Annotated in this window: 19 protein-coding genes; 13 read left to right on the top strand and 6 right to left on the bottom strand. The window is 37.8% G+C overall.

Going from position 1 to position 17308, the window contains the following annotated elements; all coding sequences use genetic code 11:
• Positions 1-147: 147 nt before the first annotated feature.
• From BLR60_RS18365 to BLR60_RS18315, 11 genes are all read left to right on the top strand, one after another.
• Complete coding sequence (locus tag BLR60_RS18365; RefSeq protein WP_090502473.1) at positions 148-834, top strand: 2'-5' RNA ligase family protein; 687 nt, start codon at positions 148-150, stop codon at positions 832-834.
• A gap of 78 nt (positions 835-912) precedes the next feature.
• A complete protein-coding gene (locus BLR60_RS18360; RefSeq protein ID WP_090502471.1) occupies positions 913-1320 on the top strand; it encodes a helix-turn-helix domain-containing protein in 408 nt (135 codons plus the stop codon).
• Positions 1321-1406: 86 nt separating this feature from the next.
• The gene (locus BLR60_RS18355; RefSeq protein ID WP_090502469.1) at positions 1407-2171 is read left to right on the top strand and encodes an SDR family NAD(P)-dependent oxidoreductase; all 765 of its coding nucleotides are present in this window, start codon (positions 1407-1409) and stop codon (positions 2169-2171) included.
• A 194-nt stretch (positions 2172-2365) separates the two neighbouring features.
• Positions 2366-3055, top strand: a complete 690-nt coding sequence (locus BLR60_RS18350) for a CAP domain-containing protein (protein WP_090502467.1) — start codon at positions 2366-2368, stop codon at positions 3053-3055.
• 205 nt (positions 3056-3260) lie between these two features.
• Complete coding sequence (locus BLR60_RS18345) at positions 3261-3770, top strand: GtrA family protein (protein WP_090502465.1); 510 nt, start codon at positions 3261-3263, stop codon at positions 3768-3770.
• Between the two features lie 329 nt (positions 3771-4099).
• The gene (locus tag BLR60_RS18340) at positions 4100-5881 is read left to right on the top strand and encodes an aromatic amino acid hydroxylase (RefSeq protein WP_090502463.1); all 1782 of its coding nucleotides are present in this window, start codon (positions 4100-4102) and stop codon (positions 5879-5881) included.
• 31 nt (positions 5882-5912) lie between these two features.
• Positions 5913-6140 (top strand): hypothetical protein, encoded by a 228-nt coding sequence (locus BLR60_RS18335; RefSeq protein WP_090502460.1) that lies wholly within the window; start codon positions 5913-5915, stop codon positions 6138-6140.
• 29 nt (positions 6141-6169) lie between these two features.
• The gene (locus BLR60_RS24915; protein ID WP_167354776.1) at positions 6170-6319 is read left to right on the top strand and encodes a hypothetical protein; all 150 of its coding nucleotides are present in this window, start codon (positions 6170-6172) and stop codon (positions 6317-6319) included.
• Between the two features lie 296 nt (positions 6320-6615).
• Positions 6616-7317, top strand: coding sequence for an SDR family oxidoreductase (locus BLR60_RS18325; protein ID WP_090502456.1), 702 nt, complete (start codon positions 6616-6618; stop codon positions 7315-7317).
• Between the two features lie 46 nt (positions 7318-7363).
• Positions 7364-7726 (top strand): magnetosome magnetite crystal formation protein family, encoded by a 363-nt coding sequence (locus BLR60_RS18320; protein WP_090502454.1) that lies wholly within the window; start codon positions 7364-7366, stop codon positions 7724-7726.
• 115 nt (positions 7727-7841) lie between these two features.
• Positions 7842-8387: a C40 family peptidase gene (locus BLR60_RS18315; protein WP_090502451.1), complete on the top strand. Its 546-nt coding sequence runs from the start codon at positions 7842-7844 to the stop codon at positions 8385-8387.
• Here BLR60_RS18315 and BLR60_RS18310 read toward each other — a convergent pair whose 3' ends face one another.
• From BLR60_RS18310 to BLR60_RS18290, 5 genes are all read right to left on the bottom strand, one after another.
• Entirely contained in the window at positions 8388-8993 is a 606-nt protein-coding gene (locus BLR60_RS18310; RefSeq protein WP_090502449.1) for a YdeI/OmpD-associated family protein, read from the bottom strand.
• 10 nt (positions 8994-9003) lie between these two features.
• Positions 9004-9303 carry a hypothetical protein gene (locus BLR60_RS18305; protein ID WP_143009108.1) on the bottom strand — a complete coding sequence of 100 codons (300 nt, stop codon included), beginning with the start codon at positions 9301-9303 and terminating at the stop codon, positions 9004-9006.
• Positions 9304-9491: 188 nt separating this feature from the next.
• Positions 9492-10115 carry a hypothetical protein gene (locus BLR60_RS18300; protein ID WP_090502445.1) on the bottom strand — a complete coding sequence of 208 codons (624 nt, stop codon included), beginning with the start codon at positions 10113-10115 and terminating at the stop codon, positions 9492-9494.
• Between the two features lie 52 nt (positions 10116-10167).
• Positions 10168-11055: a flavin reductase family protein gene (locus BLR60_RS18295; RefSeq protein ID WP_090502443.1), complete on the bottom strand. Its 888-nt coding sequence runs from the start codon at positions 11053-11055 to the stop codon at positions 10168-10170.
• 185 nt (positions 11056-11240) lie between these two features.
• Positions 11241-12236 carry a fumarylacetoacetate hydrolase family protein gene (locus BLR60_RS18290; protein WP_090502441.1) on the bottom strand — a complete coding sequence of 332 codons (996 nt, stop codon included), beginning with the start codon at positions 12234-12236 and terminating at the stop codon, positions 11241-11243.
• A 357-nt stretch (positions 12237-12593) separates the two neighbouring features.
• Here BLR60_RS18290 and BLR60_RS18285 point away from each other — a divergent pair, with 357 nt between their 5' ends.
• Positions 12594-13754 (top strand): homogentisate 1,2-dioxygenase, encoded by a 1161-nt coding sequence (locus BLR60_RS18285; RefSeq protein WP_090502439.1) that lies wholly within the window; start codon positions 12594-12596, stop codon positions 13752-13754.
• A gap of 272 nt (positions 13755-14026) precedes the next feature.
• Positions 14027-15157, top strand: coding sequence for a 4-hydroxyphenylpyruvate dioxygenase (hppD, locus tag BLR60_RS18280; RefSeq protein ID WP_090502437.1), 1131 nt, complete (start codon positions 14027-14029; stop codon positions 15155-15157).
• A 134-nt stretch (positions 15158-15291) separates the two neighbouring features.
• Here the strand turns inward: hppD and BLR60_RS18275 are convergent, their stop codons facing one another.
• Positions 15292-17028: a thiamine pyrophosphate-dependent enzyme gene (locus BLR60_RS18275; protein ID WP_090502435.1), complete on the bottom strand. Its 1737-nt coding sequence runs from the start codon at positions 17026-17028 to the stop codon at positions 15292-15294.
• Between the last annotated feature and the right edge of the window lie 280 nt (positions 17029-17308).

Here is a 17308-nt window from a genome sequence, read left to right as displayed (position 1 = left end):
TCACCCTGCCTTTTATTTAAACGCTTACTAAGCTTTCTTCTTGTAAGATATTTGAAAGAAGAAAAATCAGTTTGATAAACCAAAGGAGATGACGACCATTTTATTTAGTCGCAGGTTTTACCCCTGCGACTTTTTTGTATCATAATAATGAATTTAGCCGAACATTATAACCAACTGTACAAAGATTCGATTGCCAAAATAGCTGATGGAAACTATGAAATTGATCATTTAATAGATTCTGACAATGATCAGCGTTTTGGAATTACATTGGTGATCCGACCGGATGCAGCAACCAAAGGCAAAATTCAACAGTTTGTAAACAAAGCAAAAGCTATTGAACCTGATCAATATTTTTATCAGAATCCGGATATTCACATTACCTTAATGGCTATCATTTCCTGTTATGATGGCTTTAACTTGAAAAATATCAATGTTCAGGATTATATCGACATTATTGATGAAGTTTTATCCAGGTATAAAAAATTTAAGATTCAGTTTAGCGGGTTGACGGCTTCTCCTTCTTGCATACTGATTCAAGGGTTTTTAACCAACACATTAAATAAGATCAGGGATGACCTGCGAACAGCCTTTAAAAATTCAGACCTGCAGCAAAGTATTGATAAACGTTATGCCATTCAAACTGCCCATTCTACCGTGATCCGTTTCAGATCAGAACTAAAAAATAAAGAAGCTTTAATTGATCTGGTAGAAAAATACAGAAATTTCGACTTTGGCACTTTTGAAGTTAAACAGGTTGAACTGGTTTATAACGACTGGTACCAGCGGCAAAAACACGTAAAAAAGCTCCATACCTTTTTATTAGCTGCAGATTAAGTTCGTCATATTTCACTTCATAGCAGATAAAATCATTTAAAGGAATGGTATATTTGTTTAGCAATCAAAAACATTGATATGAAAATTCCACAGAAGTTTTTTGCCCGTCGACATGAAATTGCGGCAGATTATTTAAAAGAATTAGACAAACACCTGGACGACATTGTATCTGGCCGTGCCACAGAAATGTTTGAGGTAAGAGATTTTGCCGAACTTATTCATGTACATCCTACACATTTAAGCAATACCATAAAAGCCGCTACCGGGCACTCACCCTGTTATTTTTTCGAAGGGCGTTTAATGGAAATTTCCAAATCGATGTTACATAATGTGAGCATGCCTGTTGCCGAAATTGCCAGGATACTCACCTACGATCCATCCAACTTCACTAAGTTTTTTAAACACTTTTCCGGCCAAACGCCAAAACAGTATCGGGAGGCTTATTTCGAGTCTCTAGCTTCAAATAAGGAAGTTTTCACCACATAAAACTTAAACAGTCACCATTTTTACCTAAGCTGTCACCATTTTTACAGCCGATTTCCAGCTAATTTTGTTTAACAAATAAAAAGAAAATGGAAACACAAAATAAAATTGCTCTGGTAACCGGTGGTAGCCGGGGACTGGGAAAAAACGCAGCCTTAAAAATTGCCGCAAAAGGAATTGGGGTCATTGTTACCTATCAATCGAAAAAAGAGGAAGCAGATGCTACCGTAAACGAAATTAAAGCATTGGGTGTACCGGCAGCAGCAATTCAGTTAAATGTTGGCGATGCCAAAACTTTTGACGCTTTTTTCAGCGAGGTTAAAAGTGTATTGAAATCTGTTTTCAATGCAGAAAAATTCGACTTCCTGATCAATAATGCAGGGATTGGCATACACGCCTCATTTGCCGATACGACTGAAGAACAATTTGATACTTTGGTAAACATCCATTACAAAGGCGCTTTCTTTTTAACTCAAAAAGCCTTGTCCTTATTAAAGGATGGAAGCGGAATCATTAATGTTTCATCCGGACTGGCTCGTTTTGCAACCCCGGGTTATGCTGCTTATGCTTCTATGAAGGGCGCAATGGAAACCCTAACCAGATACCAGGCAAAAGAATTAGGTTCAAGAGGAATAAGATCGAACATTGTTGCTCCCGGTGCAATTGAAACTGATTTTGGTGGTGGAATGGTACGGGATAATGATCAGATCAATGCCGGGATTGCTGCCAATACCGCCCTAGGCCGTGTAGGCTTGCCAGATGATATTGGTGGTGTAGTAGCATTTTTATGTACTGAAGATGCGAGATGGATTAATGCACAGCGTATTGAAGCATCTGGCGGTATGTTTTTATAAGCTCTTCGCTATGTTTAACCACCAAGACACAAGGACACAAAGATTAATTTCTTTATGTCCTTGTACCCAGTCGGTTATTTTTTTGACGGTAGTTAGTCAACGCTAAACCAATAAACGCTTCGCACTAAACAATATCTAAATTCCCAACCAAAAAATAATCTGCATCAAATGGCGTTATCCATAAAAACCATCTGATGCGTAAAATACTTTTACCTATTCTTTTGTCCTTATTTTTTGTTACCAGCGTAAATGCTCAAAAGTGGACAGATGCCGAGTTCCGCAAGGCGAATACCGCAGCAAATGCTACTTATTTAACTAACGAAGAGAAAAACGTGGTAATGTACATGAACCTGATTCGCATTGACGGGGAAAAATTTTATCACACCTTTTTAGAAGATTACATTAATAACTATAATGCTAAAGTAAAGCAATATAGAAATTACAATGAACTGCGGATTGCCCGTAACAACAGTTATTATATCTCTTTATTAAAGCATTTAAAGGGTATAAAAAATCTACCGGTATTTTATCCTAATGATAAATTATCTGCCTTAAGCCGTAGTCACGCACAAGACCTTAACCGAAACAACCTTGATACACACGAAAGCAGCAACGGAGATCAATTTTCGAAACGTTTATCTAAGTATTTTCCGAATAAAGCGATGAGCGAAAATATCGACTTTGGTTTTTCGAACAGCCTAGATATTGTATGCCATCTATTGTTAGATTGTGGTGTACCTTCCCTTGGTCACCGGTTTACCCTGATTGATCAGAAATACAAATTAAATACAGTTGGCGTTAGCATTCAACCCCATCCATCTTATAGCTGGTGTGCAGTGATCGATTTTGTAGCCTTGCCGTCTGCTAATGCGCATGAGGAGTAAATACATAAATGATCTTTTGCCATAGCAATAAAAATTTAATTGTAAATTGCGACCAATTACCAAGGTTGCAAATTTCAGTTTTGCCACATCCTTATTGAACTCTTTTCAGCATCTTTATCACAGGAAAGATCCTGAAATAAATTCAGGATGACGGTCGCTTATGCAATTTGTCGTACCTAAATAACCAAAACGAATAGTTTAAGTAATGCGCAAAGCAATTTTAGCCATAATAGATTTTTTTCATCCCCCTTTTAAAAATTTTATTTCCCTCCATAATTTCAGGTATATGGCCACTGGCGGCGGCACCTTGTTACTTGGCATTCTGAGCTATTATTTCGCTTATTTTGTTATTTTTAAAACGGAGGAAGTAAGTTTTGGCACAATTGTGCTTCAAAGAGAAACTGCATCATTATTAGTAGATTATATTATTGCCATTCCAACCAGTTTTTTGCTCAACAAATACGTTATATTCACGCATAGCGAATTAAAAGGCAGGGTACAGCTTTTCAGGTTTTTAAACCTCCAGTTTATCAATATACTGGCTACTTATGTTTTTTTGAAGTTTTTATTAGAACTTTTAAGAGATTATCCAACGTTGTCCGTTTTATCGAGAATACTGGTCTCCGTTTCAATGGCGCTTTTCAGTTACCTGTATCAACACTATTTCACCTTTAGCGTGAAGAAAATCGGGGATAAAAAAGAAAAAAAGGATTAATCAGCCGCGATTATAACCCAATTTTTACCACCTAGTATTGATTAACATCGAACAATGATGCGTGATTACTGATCCTGAGGTCGTCAGTACAAAACTTGGTACCTAAACGGGATGGAAGCGGCATCCCCCGATTCTTCATCGGGGATATAGCGAACAGCCCGACAGAACCTAACCGCTGAAATGCTACAGCACCTTTCCAATCCTAAATGCACTTATTCCCTACTTCATTCATTTATTACGATAACATGTTAATTTATGCAACTGCTTTCTTGTTAAGATAAAAACAACATCCTAACTTAGCTGCCGACCAACTTATTTCATCAATAACCATGAGCCATTTTAATGATTTTAATAATGCGCAGGTAGCTAAATTGCCCAATCATTTAAAGCAATTTATTGTTGCACAAAATTACGAAAAATATACACCTATAGACCAGGCCGTATGGCGGTACGTGATGCGCCAGAATTACAGTTATCTTAAAAATGTAGCTTATTACCCTTATATAAAAGGCTTACAACGGGCTGGTTTGAGCATAGAATACATTCCCGACCTGCAAACCATGAATGATAACCTGGGTAAGATTGGTTGGGGCGCCGTAACGGTTGATGGCTTTATTCCGCCTGCAGCTTTTATGGAATATCAGGCCTATCGCGTATTGGTAATTGCTGCCGATATCCGCCAGATTAACCACATCGAATACACCCCTGCGCCAGATATTATACACGAAAGTGCCGGCCATGCACCAATTATAGCAGATACCGATTATAATAATTACTTGAGTTATTTTGGCTCAATTGGTGCAAAAGCTATGTTTTCGGCAAAAGATTTTGAGCTTTACGAGGCCATCAGAAAATTATCGATTCTGAAAGAAGCTGTAGATACTGACGAATTGCAGATTGCCCAGGCAGAAAAGGAACTGCGCTACATCAGTGAGAATATGGGCGAACCTTCTGAAATGGCATTACTTGGTCGTTTACATTGGTGGACAGTAGAATATGGCCTGATCGGCACTTTAGAAAACCCCAAAATTTATGGTGCCGGCTTACTCTCTTCTATTGGCGAAAGTGCAACCTGCATGCAAAAAGATGTAGAGAAACTTTGGTACAACATTGATACCATTAATTATGCCTACGATATTACCAAGCCACAACCGCAGCTTTTTGTAACCGAAACATTTCAAAACCTAATTGATGTTTTAGAAACCTTTGCCAATACTATGGCCTTTAGAAAAGGTGGGGCTGAAAGTATCATGAAAGCCATTGCCTGTAAAAATGTTGCCACCGCTGTTTATAGCTCTGGCTTGCAGGTTAGCGGTATTTTCACTGATATGGGCATTGCTCCAAATGATGAGGTAACTTTCATTAAAACTACAGGACCTTCTGCCCTGGCCTTTAACAATACACAACTGGCTGGACATGACAGAAATTACCATGCAGATGGCTTTTCGTCACCTGTGGGACGCTTAAATGGAGCAGATAAACCATTTGAGGACTACAGTCTATCAGAGTTACAATCTTTAAACATTATCCAAGGCAGGAAAACCGTACTAACGTTTGAAAGCGGTATTAATGTAACCGGTACAGTTAAGGATATAATGATAGCACACGGTAAACTCCTTTTAATTGCCTTTAACGATTGTACAGTTAGCGAAAGTAACGGAAATATACTGTTTAAACCTGAATGGGGTACTTACGACATGGCTGTTGGAGAAAAAATTGTATCTGTTTTTAATGGTGCTGCAGACAAAGATGCTTATGAGGAAATTACTTTAATCAGTAACGAAAAAACGCATCAAATTAGTTATGATGATAAAACTTTAAAACTGCACGGTTTATATCAAAAAGTTAGGGCGATTAGGGAAAGTGGCGAGAACCTGGATCAGCTTGGCGAAATCTTCTTACAACTAAAAACAAACCATAGGCAAGATTGGCTCTGTGCCTTAGAAATTCTGGAGATTATTTATCATAATGAAGTTTATCATCAGCTGGAAAAGGAAATTCAGGTTTATCTCGAAATTAAGGCCGGTAAAGAATTAGATCATACTAAATTGATTAATGATGGCTTACATGTAATTAAAAACCCGGTAAGTCAGCTGCTTGTGGAGGATTGATTTATCACTTTAAATTCGTTAACTTTACGTTATGACAACTATCACAGTACAAGTAGATAACGAACAAAATGCTGCGCTTCTTGAAAAGATGCTTAAGGCATTATCTTTTGTAGAAGACGTTGATATCAAAACCCATCAGCCCAATATGGTTGAGGAGCCCAGGGGATCTTATCAGAAATTAAAAAAAGCAATTGATAATACAGAAGGCAACTTAATGTTTAAGGATATTAAAGATCCATCTAATGGCAAAGTGATTTAAGAGATCAATGGGAACTAAATTAAAATAAAATGATAATTGAAATTAAGCAACCGGTTACTAAAGAAAAAGTTCTTGCGGCAATTCAGAAAGTATCTACAAGTGTTGTAAAAAAGACCTTACGTAAACACTTTGGCAAACTACAAAGAAATCTAGATAGTGTAGATTACCAAAAAGGTTAAGGGATGAGTTCATTTAGTTTTGTTGCTGATACAAATTTTCTTATCGATGTACATCAGGGACTAGAAAAAACTGAATCATTTCTTGATGGTACTGCAATTGTATCTGTTATTTCTGAAATAGAATTATTAGGTTGGCATTTATTATCATATTGCTGCTACTTCAAAGTTTCTTCAAATACCGTTAGTTACATCTGATAAAGGTTTCAAATCAATCCCCGATATTGAATTAATCTTGATTTGAAATCAATTCCCAGATCTTAAGCTTTTTAACCTTACAAAAACTTTTAACATTTTTAATGAACATTATAATTACAGGTGCCAGTAGCGGAATCGGTTTCGAAACGGCTTTAGAGTTTAGCTTACAAAAAGAAAACAAAATTGTTGCCATTGCCCGTTCGGCAGATAAGCTGCGTAAACTCTTGGAAATTGCTAAAGGCATTAATCCCGACTGTACACTTTTACCGGTCGAATTTGACATTGTAAACGATGATTATGCTGCGCTGATCCCTTTTTTAAAAGAACGTTTAGGCACGGTAGACATCCTGATCAACAATGCGGGTGCTTTAATTAACAAGCCGTTTTTAGAAACTACAGAAATTGATCTGGGAGAGATGTTACAAAGCAATGTGATTTCACATTTCAGAATGATACAGCATGTTTTGCCTTTAATGCAAAGCGGAAGTCACATCGTTAATATTGGTAGCATGGGTGGCTTTCAGGGAAGTGTTAAATTCCCCGGACTTTCTGCTTACTCAGCAAGTAAAGCAGCCTTGCACACACTAACAGAATGTTTGGCTTTTGAATTGGCGGAAACGGGAGTTAAAATTAATTGCCTTGCTTTAGGATCGGCACAGACAGAAATGCTGGAAGCAGCTTTTCCGGGATACCAAAGTCCGGTTATGGCTTTCGAAATGGGGAAATATGTAGCCGATTTTGCTAAAACCGGACATAAATTTTTTAATGGAAAAATTTTACCTGTAGCGGTTACTACACCGTAATCTGATATTTTTTAGTAATTTGCACATCGAAAACTAAAAAAAATCTATGGAAACAAATTCTCCTTTTAAAACAGCCGACAGTGGAAAAAATGCTGCCGTTGTGAGTTACATCTTTCTAATTGGCTGGCTGATATCGTACTTTGCCATGTACAAAGACAATAAAACAGCGCTTTCCAGTTATCATTTAAGGCAATCTTTATTGCTTCATCTGGCTATAATCGTGCTAAATGTGGCAGTAACCATATTAGTGATGATTATACCAACTGCAGTATTTGGTTACTTAAGTTATGTGGTTTACATTGCTTACCTTATTTTAATTATTATAGGTGCTATAAGTGCAAATAATAGCGAACTAAAACCGCTTCCATTAATTGGCGACAAGGCTCAAACCATGTTTCCAAGTATTTAATCGAAGCTAAACTATGCTAATTTAAGTCTGGGTAATTACCCGGACTTTTTTGTTTTAACTGGTTTTCAACATTTTAATACACTTTATATATTTTTCATATCTTTGACGCCAACATATGAAGAAAATAATAGTCCCGATTTTGTTTTTCATTTTGTCTGCCACGGCAGGAAAAGCCCAAACAATCTTACCCGCACAATACCAGGAACTGGTAAAAAAATTAGTGGCCAACCTTCCCAAAAATGCCACGATTACAGAAAACAGTTCTGCAACCAATTCTACAACCCTTATCGATTTTGCCAAAAGTATGTTAGGTATCCCCTATCGTTACGCTACAAGCAACCCAAAAGTTGGTTTCGATTGTTCTGGCTTTGTGAGCTATGTATTCAGTAATTTCGGTTTCAAAGTTCCACGTTCTTCGAGAGAATTTAGTTCTGCGGGCAAAGAAACCAGTTTAGAAAATGCAAAAGTGGGCGATGTGTTGATTTTTACAGGTACTAATTCCAGAATAAGAAGGATCGGTCACGTAGGGATTGTTTATTCCATTGATGAAAACGGGATCAAATTTATTCATGCCTCGTCTGGTAAAGCCCACCAGGTAACCATTACCGATCTTAACGGCCATTACAAAGACCGTTTTATGAAAATTGTAAGTATTCTTTAATTACTTTTTATACTTCCACATTCTTGTTTTGCTTTCTGCAAGCCATAACAAGGTAGTTTCCAATCTTTTTAATCTGGTAGCCTCTGTTTTGGCTTCTTCAAGCCACAAAATATAATCTTTTTTATTGGAAGGACTAAAATTCTGGAATACCGCTAACGCTGCGGGATCTTCCTGTAAAGCCTCCATAAAATATTGCGGTACAATAATTTCTTTTTTCTCTGTAGATTTTGGTTTTGAAGGCCGCTTTATATTATCCTCATTTAACTGAATAGCCTGCTGAATGTAAGCGATCAGGATTTCATCTGAAGGCAGGTCGTCAAAAGATTTTATCTTGCCCAATAAACCCATGGATTCAGACCGTTCTTTAAAAATACCGTACTCATCATTTATTAAAGCTCCTTTCCAGAAACCAAAGGCGCAATGATGTTTGAATGAAGCCATGTGACAAACCGTACCTTTATAATCAAAGAACGGCATCCCCCATTTAATTTTTTCTTCAATCCGGGCATCTGCTTTATGTACCAGATTCCTTAAATGATCTAAAATGGGAATAGCAAATTCTACCGAATTGATAATGTATTGATCTACTTGAACAATTGTGTGCATAGCCGAAAAATCACCAAATAATGTTTTCTGTACTCTTTAATTTTATAAGATTAATCTTTGCCTCTTTATTTAAAATATTAATTACTTTTTTAAAGACCCCTATCCTAAAATTGACTTTATACTCCTTTAGCCTATTTTGATCACTTTCGAACAACATAATCAGATCATAACACCTTCTTAAAAAGCCAAAATAGCCTAATCTTCTATCATCAAATGGATCATAAAAACCTCTTGCATAGTCAAAACTTTTAACAATAAACAGATTTATACTAAAATTCCTATTCCAAGGAAAAAAATAATATACTTTCATTTCGAAAGAATTATTTATTTCAACCCTAGCAGCATACCGTGAGAAAAATGTATAAAATATAATGAGGAAAATCGGCAAATAGATTATCAATGCAAAAAAATTAGCCTTGTAAAAAATTGTAAGTAAAATACCTATAATAGGTAGAAAAATAAGCAAATAAATGCTAATAGGGTAATTAGATTTATAAATTATAGGTTGTATGGACGGCTCTTTTGACATAATTTGGAAATTTCATCTATTGTAGACTGAATTATTTTATCTTCGTCAATTATGGAAGGTGATCCTGCGCTTAAAATATCATAATAAATAAAGGCAGTACCTAATAAATCCAATGCTATACCTGATTTCTTCATTACTTTGCCTGAAAATTTTGCTATTTTAGAAATTGCAGTTCCTTTACGGATATAACTTACAGTTCTTAACAATTTATCAGGCCGGTTATTCAGTTTGTTAAGGTATTTAGCCCATTCCATTTTAACACCAATCTCTGCACCGACCGAAAACCCTATAGAACCAAAACTTTTTAAAATAAAAGGTTTAAATTCATCTATTGTATAATTTATACCTGACTTCACCATTTTTAGCAATATTCCAGGTTCATTAGTTTTTGGATTTACCAGGTAAGTAACAATTTCTGCGCCTATCCTATCAGTATGTATATATCTACTTATAACCGAAAAAATAAGTCTTACTTCCCCATCTGGACGTCTTTCTGGTGACCATGATGCAATTTCATTTGTACTTGGAATCTGTCGACGTATTTTCTTATAGATAATAGAAATATACTTTTCCTTTAGTGAAAAACTCTCCATACGACTATAATTTAGTACCAATATAGCAAAATACTAAGTCATATTTAAACTTTTAAACCAAAACAACCTTTAAAGCAAGATTCACATCCCCTGTATGCAGAAATTTCTTCGCCAGTTCATGCAATTCCCTTTCGCGGTTGGTGCTGTCGCCAATAGTAGCATCAAGTATTTCTTTTACTTCCGGATTTGTGCTGATCAAATCAATTTCTTCATCAGTAGGTATTTGCTCAACATTGCCGAGCATACCCAAATCATTTCCTGTTAACACTTTCGAAAAGCGGACTGATTGTGGTAAACGGTCTACACCAATACCCAATTTAGCTAATGGTTTTGCTACTTTAAACAAATTATCGCTGGTAACCCGGCAATACCAATCGCCACCCAAACGTGCAACAAGATCCATTTTATGCTGATCGATCTTACCATTTTCATCTAAAACCGCTTCATTAATATGAATCACTTTTATTTCAGCCAGTACCAGATTTCCGGCACCGTGGTTATCACCTAAAGCAATCACCTCATTCACCACACACTCAAACTGCACTGGCGCTTCTGCAACTCTTGGTGGCCGAACCAAATCCGATTTTAACATCGTAAATCCCGCCTTCTCGAACTCATTTACGCCTTTGGCATATTCAGTACTGGCCAAACTCATCTGCTGCACCATATCGTAGTTTACAATATTAATCACACATTCTTTAACCTGCAGTACATTTTCCAGGCTATGTTTAGTGGTATTATCGCGCACTCTCCTCGATGGCGAAAAAATACAGATCGGTGGATTGGTGCTGAACATATTAAAGAAACTGAAAGGGCTTAAATTTATATTTCCTTCAGAATCAATAGTGGAGGCAAAGCAGATCGGTCGCGGAGCGATAGCATATTGCAGGTAGTTTTGCAGTTCTACCGAGGTTAAATCGGAAGTGTTTAGCGTTAGCACAAGTAGTTAAGTTTACTTTTTGGATGGATTAAACAGAGACTAAACTTTAAAAAATCGTCATCTCGACTGAAGCGCAGTCCCGAACGTTCGGGAGAGAGATCTCTCTAAATAGATTTCTCGACTTCGTTGCACTCCGTTCGAAATGACGAATTTCCAGAAGATTTAATTAAAAAATCAGGAGTTCTTTACTTCTTCAAAGCCAGGATCGAAAAATCCGTATCAGCTTTCATAATGGTATTGGTTAATGCACCTAAGCCCGTTATTTCCATCTCCACTACATCACCAGGCTGCAGCCATTGTACTTTATAATTTGGATCGTTAAGTAAGCCTGTACCGTTTAATTCTAAGAAACAACCTGTACCCACTGTGCCTGAACCGATTACATCACCCGGAAGAATATCTACTCCGTAAGCACAACGTTCTATAATTTCGGCAAAAGTCCAGTCCATATCAGCAGCATTTCCTTTCGAAACTTCGATACCGTTTACTCTGCAGGTCATTTTAAGATCGTAAGCATTCCCGATATGTCCTTCTTTAGGTGCAACTTTGTACTGCAACAATTCATCAGGTGTGACCAGCCATGGACCAATTACGGTAGAAAAATCTTTTCCTTTTGCAGGACCTAAATTCAACAGCATCTCTTCCATCTGCAAAGTACGGGCACTCATATCGTTCATTACCATATAACCTGCAATGTATTCATCAGCTTCGGCAGCTTTAATGTTTCTACCTTTTTTACCAATAACAATGGAAAGCTCCAGTTCGAAATCCAGCTTATCAAAATGATCTGGCATACATTCAATTTCTCCGGTTCCCTGAATAGCATTATGATTAGTGAAATAAAAGATTGGATACTCATCAAATTGAGGGATCATATCTACCTTTCTGTTTCTACGTGCCGCAGCAACATGCTGCCTGAAAGCGTAACCATCACGACAACTGGTAGGATGTGGAACAGGAGCCAAAATTTCGTAAAAAATCTCTTCTTTAGCGGCTAAACTACCCTCTTTTATTTGATCGTCTATCCTTTTTGCTCTTTCCATTAACACTTCGCCACCCTGCAAAAACATACTCATATTATCCGGAAGCAATTTATCGCAACTATTTAAGTTATAAATATGTCCGTCGATAAATATGCCAAGGTGCTCCCTGTCTTCGGTCTTATAAGATACTAGTTTCATATATGATTTGGTTAAATACGCGGTAAAGCTAAGAAATTAGCCCATTCAAAATAAAACTTGAGCGTTATTATTTTAATGCACCAAACTTTTGAAGATGTAATTAAAGATAATTAAAATTTTAACTTTTAAATAAAATACTTACCTTGGTACCATTAAAACCATGATCTTAAAAGCATTACATATTAATCTGGTAAACGACGCTATTGCAGCCCGTCGCTATAAGATGCTATCCAAACTGATCATGGCTCAATATTCTCTATAATTTTCGTTCACCCTTCTTTTTAAATTTAAACGCATCGTCGTTTTAATTGTTAATTCATTAGGATTTTTTCTTTCTAACCATAACACCATTTAATTATGCCTGTTTATCATAAATTGGGGCAGATTCCAGCTAAACGCCACACGGTTTTTCGTAAACCTGATGGAAATCTTTATGCCGAAGAATTGGTATCAACCGAAGGTTTTTCTAGTTTATATTCATTGGTTTATCACTGCCACCCGCCAACCATCGTAAAACATTTAGGTGAGCCTTACAGCGTTGAACCTAAAATAGCACGCGAAAAACATCTGAAACACACCAGTTTAATCGGTTTCAACATTAAACTGGAAGATGATTTTCTAAAAAGTAGAAAAGCCATTCTGGTAAATAGCGACCTACATATTGTTCTGGCTGCGCCAAGAAAATCGATGACCGACTATTTCTACAAAAATAGTCAGGCCGATGAGATGATCTTCGTACATGAAGGCTCTGGAAAGCTGAAAACAGGGTTCGGAGAAATTAAGTTCGCTTATGGCGATTATCTGATTATCCCAAGGGGAACCATTTATCAGATCGAATTTGATACGGAACAAAACAGATTGTTCATTGTAGAAAGTTTTAGTCCTTTAAGGGCGCCAAAAAGATATTTAAATCAATATGGACAGTTGATGGAGCATGCACCTTATTGTGAGCGCGACTTAAGGCTACCAGAAAACCTGCAAACACATGATGAGTATGGTGATTTTAAAGTGCTCATTAAAAAGCAGGGTTTAATTTATCCCTACACCTATGGTACACACCCATTTGATTATGTAGGCTGGGACGGTTATCATTATCCATATGCTTTCTCTATACACGATTTTGAGCCGATAACAGGCCGATTACATCAACCACCTCCGGTTCACCAAACTTTCGAGGGCCACAATTTTGTGGTTTGCTCGTTTGTTCCCCGCAAATACGATTACCACCCTGATTCGATTCCTGCGCCATACAACCACAGCAATGTAGATAGCGACGAGGTACTTTATTATGTAGATGGTGATTTTATGAGCCGCAAAAGCGTGGTTAAAGGACAGATTACCCTGCATCCCGGGGGTATTCCACACGGACCACATCCAGGTACTGTAGAAAAATCGATTGGGAAAGAAAAAACGGACGAGTTGGCGGTAATGATCGATCCTTTTAAGCCTTTAATGCTTACTCAGGATGCATTAGATATTGAGGACGAAAATTACCATAAAAGCTGGCAGGGGGGATAGTTGGGAGTCTTGAGTCTTGAGTCGGAAGTCTTGAGTCGGAAGTCCGGAGACCGGGGTCAGAAGATAAAGTGCAGAAAAATAGTCGGAAGTCTGGAGACCGAGGTCCGAAGATAAAGGGCATAGAAATAGTCAGAAGCCGGGAAGACCGAATTCCGAGGATAAAGTGCAGAAAAAATAAGCGATAAATAATAATCAGCCTTAATAAATATTTTAACAACAAATATATCCTATCCGACTTTGGACCTCCGACTTCGGACTTAAATAACAAACAAATGGAAACACAGACATTCGCAGAAAAAATATCAAAAGCTCCAGATTTTCTGCCTATTAACGGAACAGATTATATCGAATTTTACGTGGGCAACGCCAAGCAGGCTGCTCATTATTATAAAACGGCTTTTGGTTTTCAAAGTTTAGCCTACGCCGGACCAGAAACTGGCGTGCGCGATCGTGCATCTTATGTATTGCAACAGGGTAAGATCAGGCTGATCTTAACTACGGCACTAAAATCTGATCATCCAATATCAGAACATGTTAAAAAACATGGCGACGGGGTAAAAGTATTAGCCCTTTGGGTAGATGATGCTTATAGTGCCTATGAAGAAACTACAAAACGTGGTGCTAAGCCATACATGGAGCCTAAAACCGTAACAGATGAACATGGCGAAGTTAAAATGAGCGGTATTTACACTTATGGCGAAACCGTACACATGTTCATTGAGCGTAAAAATTACAATGGCACTTTTATGCCAGGGTACCGTGTCTGGGAAAGCGATTATCAACCTGCTGATGCCGGCCTTTTATATATTGATCATTGTGTGGGTAATGTGGGCTGGAATCGCATGAACGAAGCCGTACAATGGTATGAAGACGTAATGGGTTTTGTAAATATTCTATCTTTTGATGATAAGCAAATCAACACCGAATATTCGGCTTTAATGAGTAAAGTGATGAGTAATGGTAACGGTTTTTCAAAATTCCCGATCAATGAGCCTGCAGAAGGCAAAAAGAAATCGCAGATTGAAGAGTACCTGGAATATTATGAGGGTGAAGGCGTTCAGCATATTGCTGTAGCCACAAAAGACATTGTTAAAACGGTTAAAGAATTAAAATCACGCGGTGTAGAATTTTTAAGTGCGCCACCAGAAGCGTATTACGATATGATGCCACAACGTGTAGGCAAAATTGATGAAGAAATAGCCTTATTGGAGAGCCTGGGTATTTTAGTTGATTGTGATGAGGAAGGTTATCTTTTACAGATTTTTACCAAGCCAGTTGAAGACCGCCCCACCCTTTTCTTCGAGATTATTCAACGTAAAGGTGCACAAAGCTTTGGCGCAGGTAACTTTAAAGCATTGTTTGAATCGTTAGAGCGCGAACAGGAATTGAGAGGTAATTTATAGTAATTCCGTCATCTCGAGCGGAGTGCAACGTAGTCGAGAGATCTGCTTAGATAGATCTCTCCATTCCGCTTCGCTTCAGTCGAGATGACGTTTTTTATGGAATTCTATGTACTGGTCAAGGGATAGATTTTACGTTACAACACCTCTCCCAAATGCTTATAATTCGATTTTATCGTATCCAAAACTTCACCCATTTTCCCACCAAGCATTAATTTTGCCATCGATTCTGTCATTCCTTTTATTTGTTCCCATTCTATTTTTGGCGGCATTGCTAAAGCATTTGGATTGGTCATGATATTCAACAAGACAGGACCATTTTCATTCAATGCATAACTAATCGCTGTTTCCACTTCTTCAGGTTCGGTTACCGTCATTCCTTTGAATCCCATGGCCTGTGCTACCAATGCAAAATCAGGATTGATCATATCTGTTTCATTGTCAGGCAACCCATCAACTTCCATTTCCAGTTTCACCATACCTAAAGCCCTGTTGTTAAATACAATCAGTTTTACAGGCAGGTTATATTGTTTGATAGTAGCCAAATCGCCTAAGAGCATCGATAGGCCACCATCACCACAGAGCGCAATTACTTGTTGTTCCGGATGTGCCAATGCTGCACCAATAGCCATCGGCATCGCATTCGCCATAGAACCATGGTTAAAAGAGCCCAGCATTTTGCGTTTGCCGGTTCCATCTATAAAACGTGCCCCCCAAACGCAGCACATTCCCGTGTCTACCGTAAAAATCGCATCATCAGCCGCTAAACGGTTAATGGTTTCGGCTACAAATTCCGGTTGGATTTTATTTTCTTCACCCTGATCTTTAACATAAACCTGCTGACTTTCCTTAACTTTCTGATAAAATTCTAATTGAGATTTTAAGAAATCTTCGTCTTTCTTTTCAGTAAGCAGCGGCAATAATGCTTTTATCGAATCGCTGATGCTCCCGCATAAACCCATGGTAAGTTTAGCTCTTCTGCCCAAACGCTCGGGTTTTTCATCAATCTGTACAATTTTGTTCTTAACAGGCATGAAATTTACATAAGGAAAATCGGTCCCCAGTAAAAGTACTACATCAGCCTCGTGCATCGCATGGTAACCCGATGGCTGGCCCAAAAGTCCTGTCATCCCCACTTCATAAGGATTATTGTATTGTATGCCCATTTTCCCTCTGAAAGAAAACCCTACAGGTGCTTTTAATTTAGCTGCTAATTCTACCACTTCATCATGCGCTTCGGAAGCACCGATGCCGCAGTAAATCATAATTTTCTTTTCACCATTAAGCAGGTCTGATAGACCTTTCAACTCCTGTTCAGAAGGGCGGATCACAGGCTTATTGGTGAATAACTGCATAGACGTTACACTTTCCACCGCATTCAGTTGCGCAACATCGCCAGGCAAACCAAAAACGGCAACACCTTTTTTATGAATGGCATGCTGAACAGCCGTTTGAAACATCCTCGGCACCTGCTCGGCAGTGGTGGCTATCTGGTTATAGTAACTACAATCGTCAAATAACTTTATGGTATTTGTTTCCTGAAAAAAGTCCATCCCAAATTCGCCTGTCGGAATGGTTGATGCAATGGCAATTACCGGAACATGGCTACGGTGTGCATCGTAGAGGCCGTTAATCAGGTGCACATGGCCCGGACCACAACTACCCGCACAACAAGCAATCCCGTCAAGTTCTGCTTCGGCTGCCGCTGCAAAAGCACCAACTTCTTCATTACGTACGTGGATCCACTTTATCTTACCATTTCTTCTTACTGCGTCGTTAAAATAATTTAAACTGTCTCCAGTAACGGCATAAACTCTTTTTACGCCGACCTCAACCAGCATTTCAACCAGCTGTTCTGCAACATTTTTACCCATGAAAATATTTTTTAATAATGGATTTGATATAGCTAATAAATAGCAGAAGCTGATGTATTGTTTTAGGCAAAAAGCAAAAAGGACCAATCTGACCTTGAAAAGACTTTATATCAAATGTAACATCAGTATAGCTGTAATAGTTGGATGAAGTTTCTTCACTAAAACTTCATAAATGAAGTGCACCTTTGATATAACAAAACACGAAGCGATTTCAATTTTGTTAAATTCTAAAAACTCATAATTAGTTTTTTAGTTTTCCGGTTACCCTTATCTGATACCT

The sequence above is a fragment of the Pedobacter terrae genome, from assembly GCF_900100705.1.
GTDB lineage: Bacteria > Bacteroidota > Bacteroidia > Sphingobacteriales > Sphingobacteriaceae > Pedobacter > Pedobacter terrae.
The sequence above is the reverse complement of the archived record's forward strand: the minus strand, read 5'-3'. Positions and strand labels throughout refer to the sequence as shown.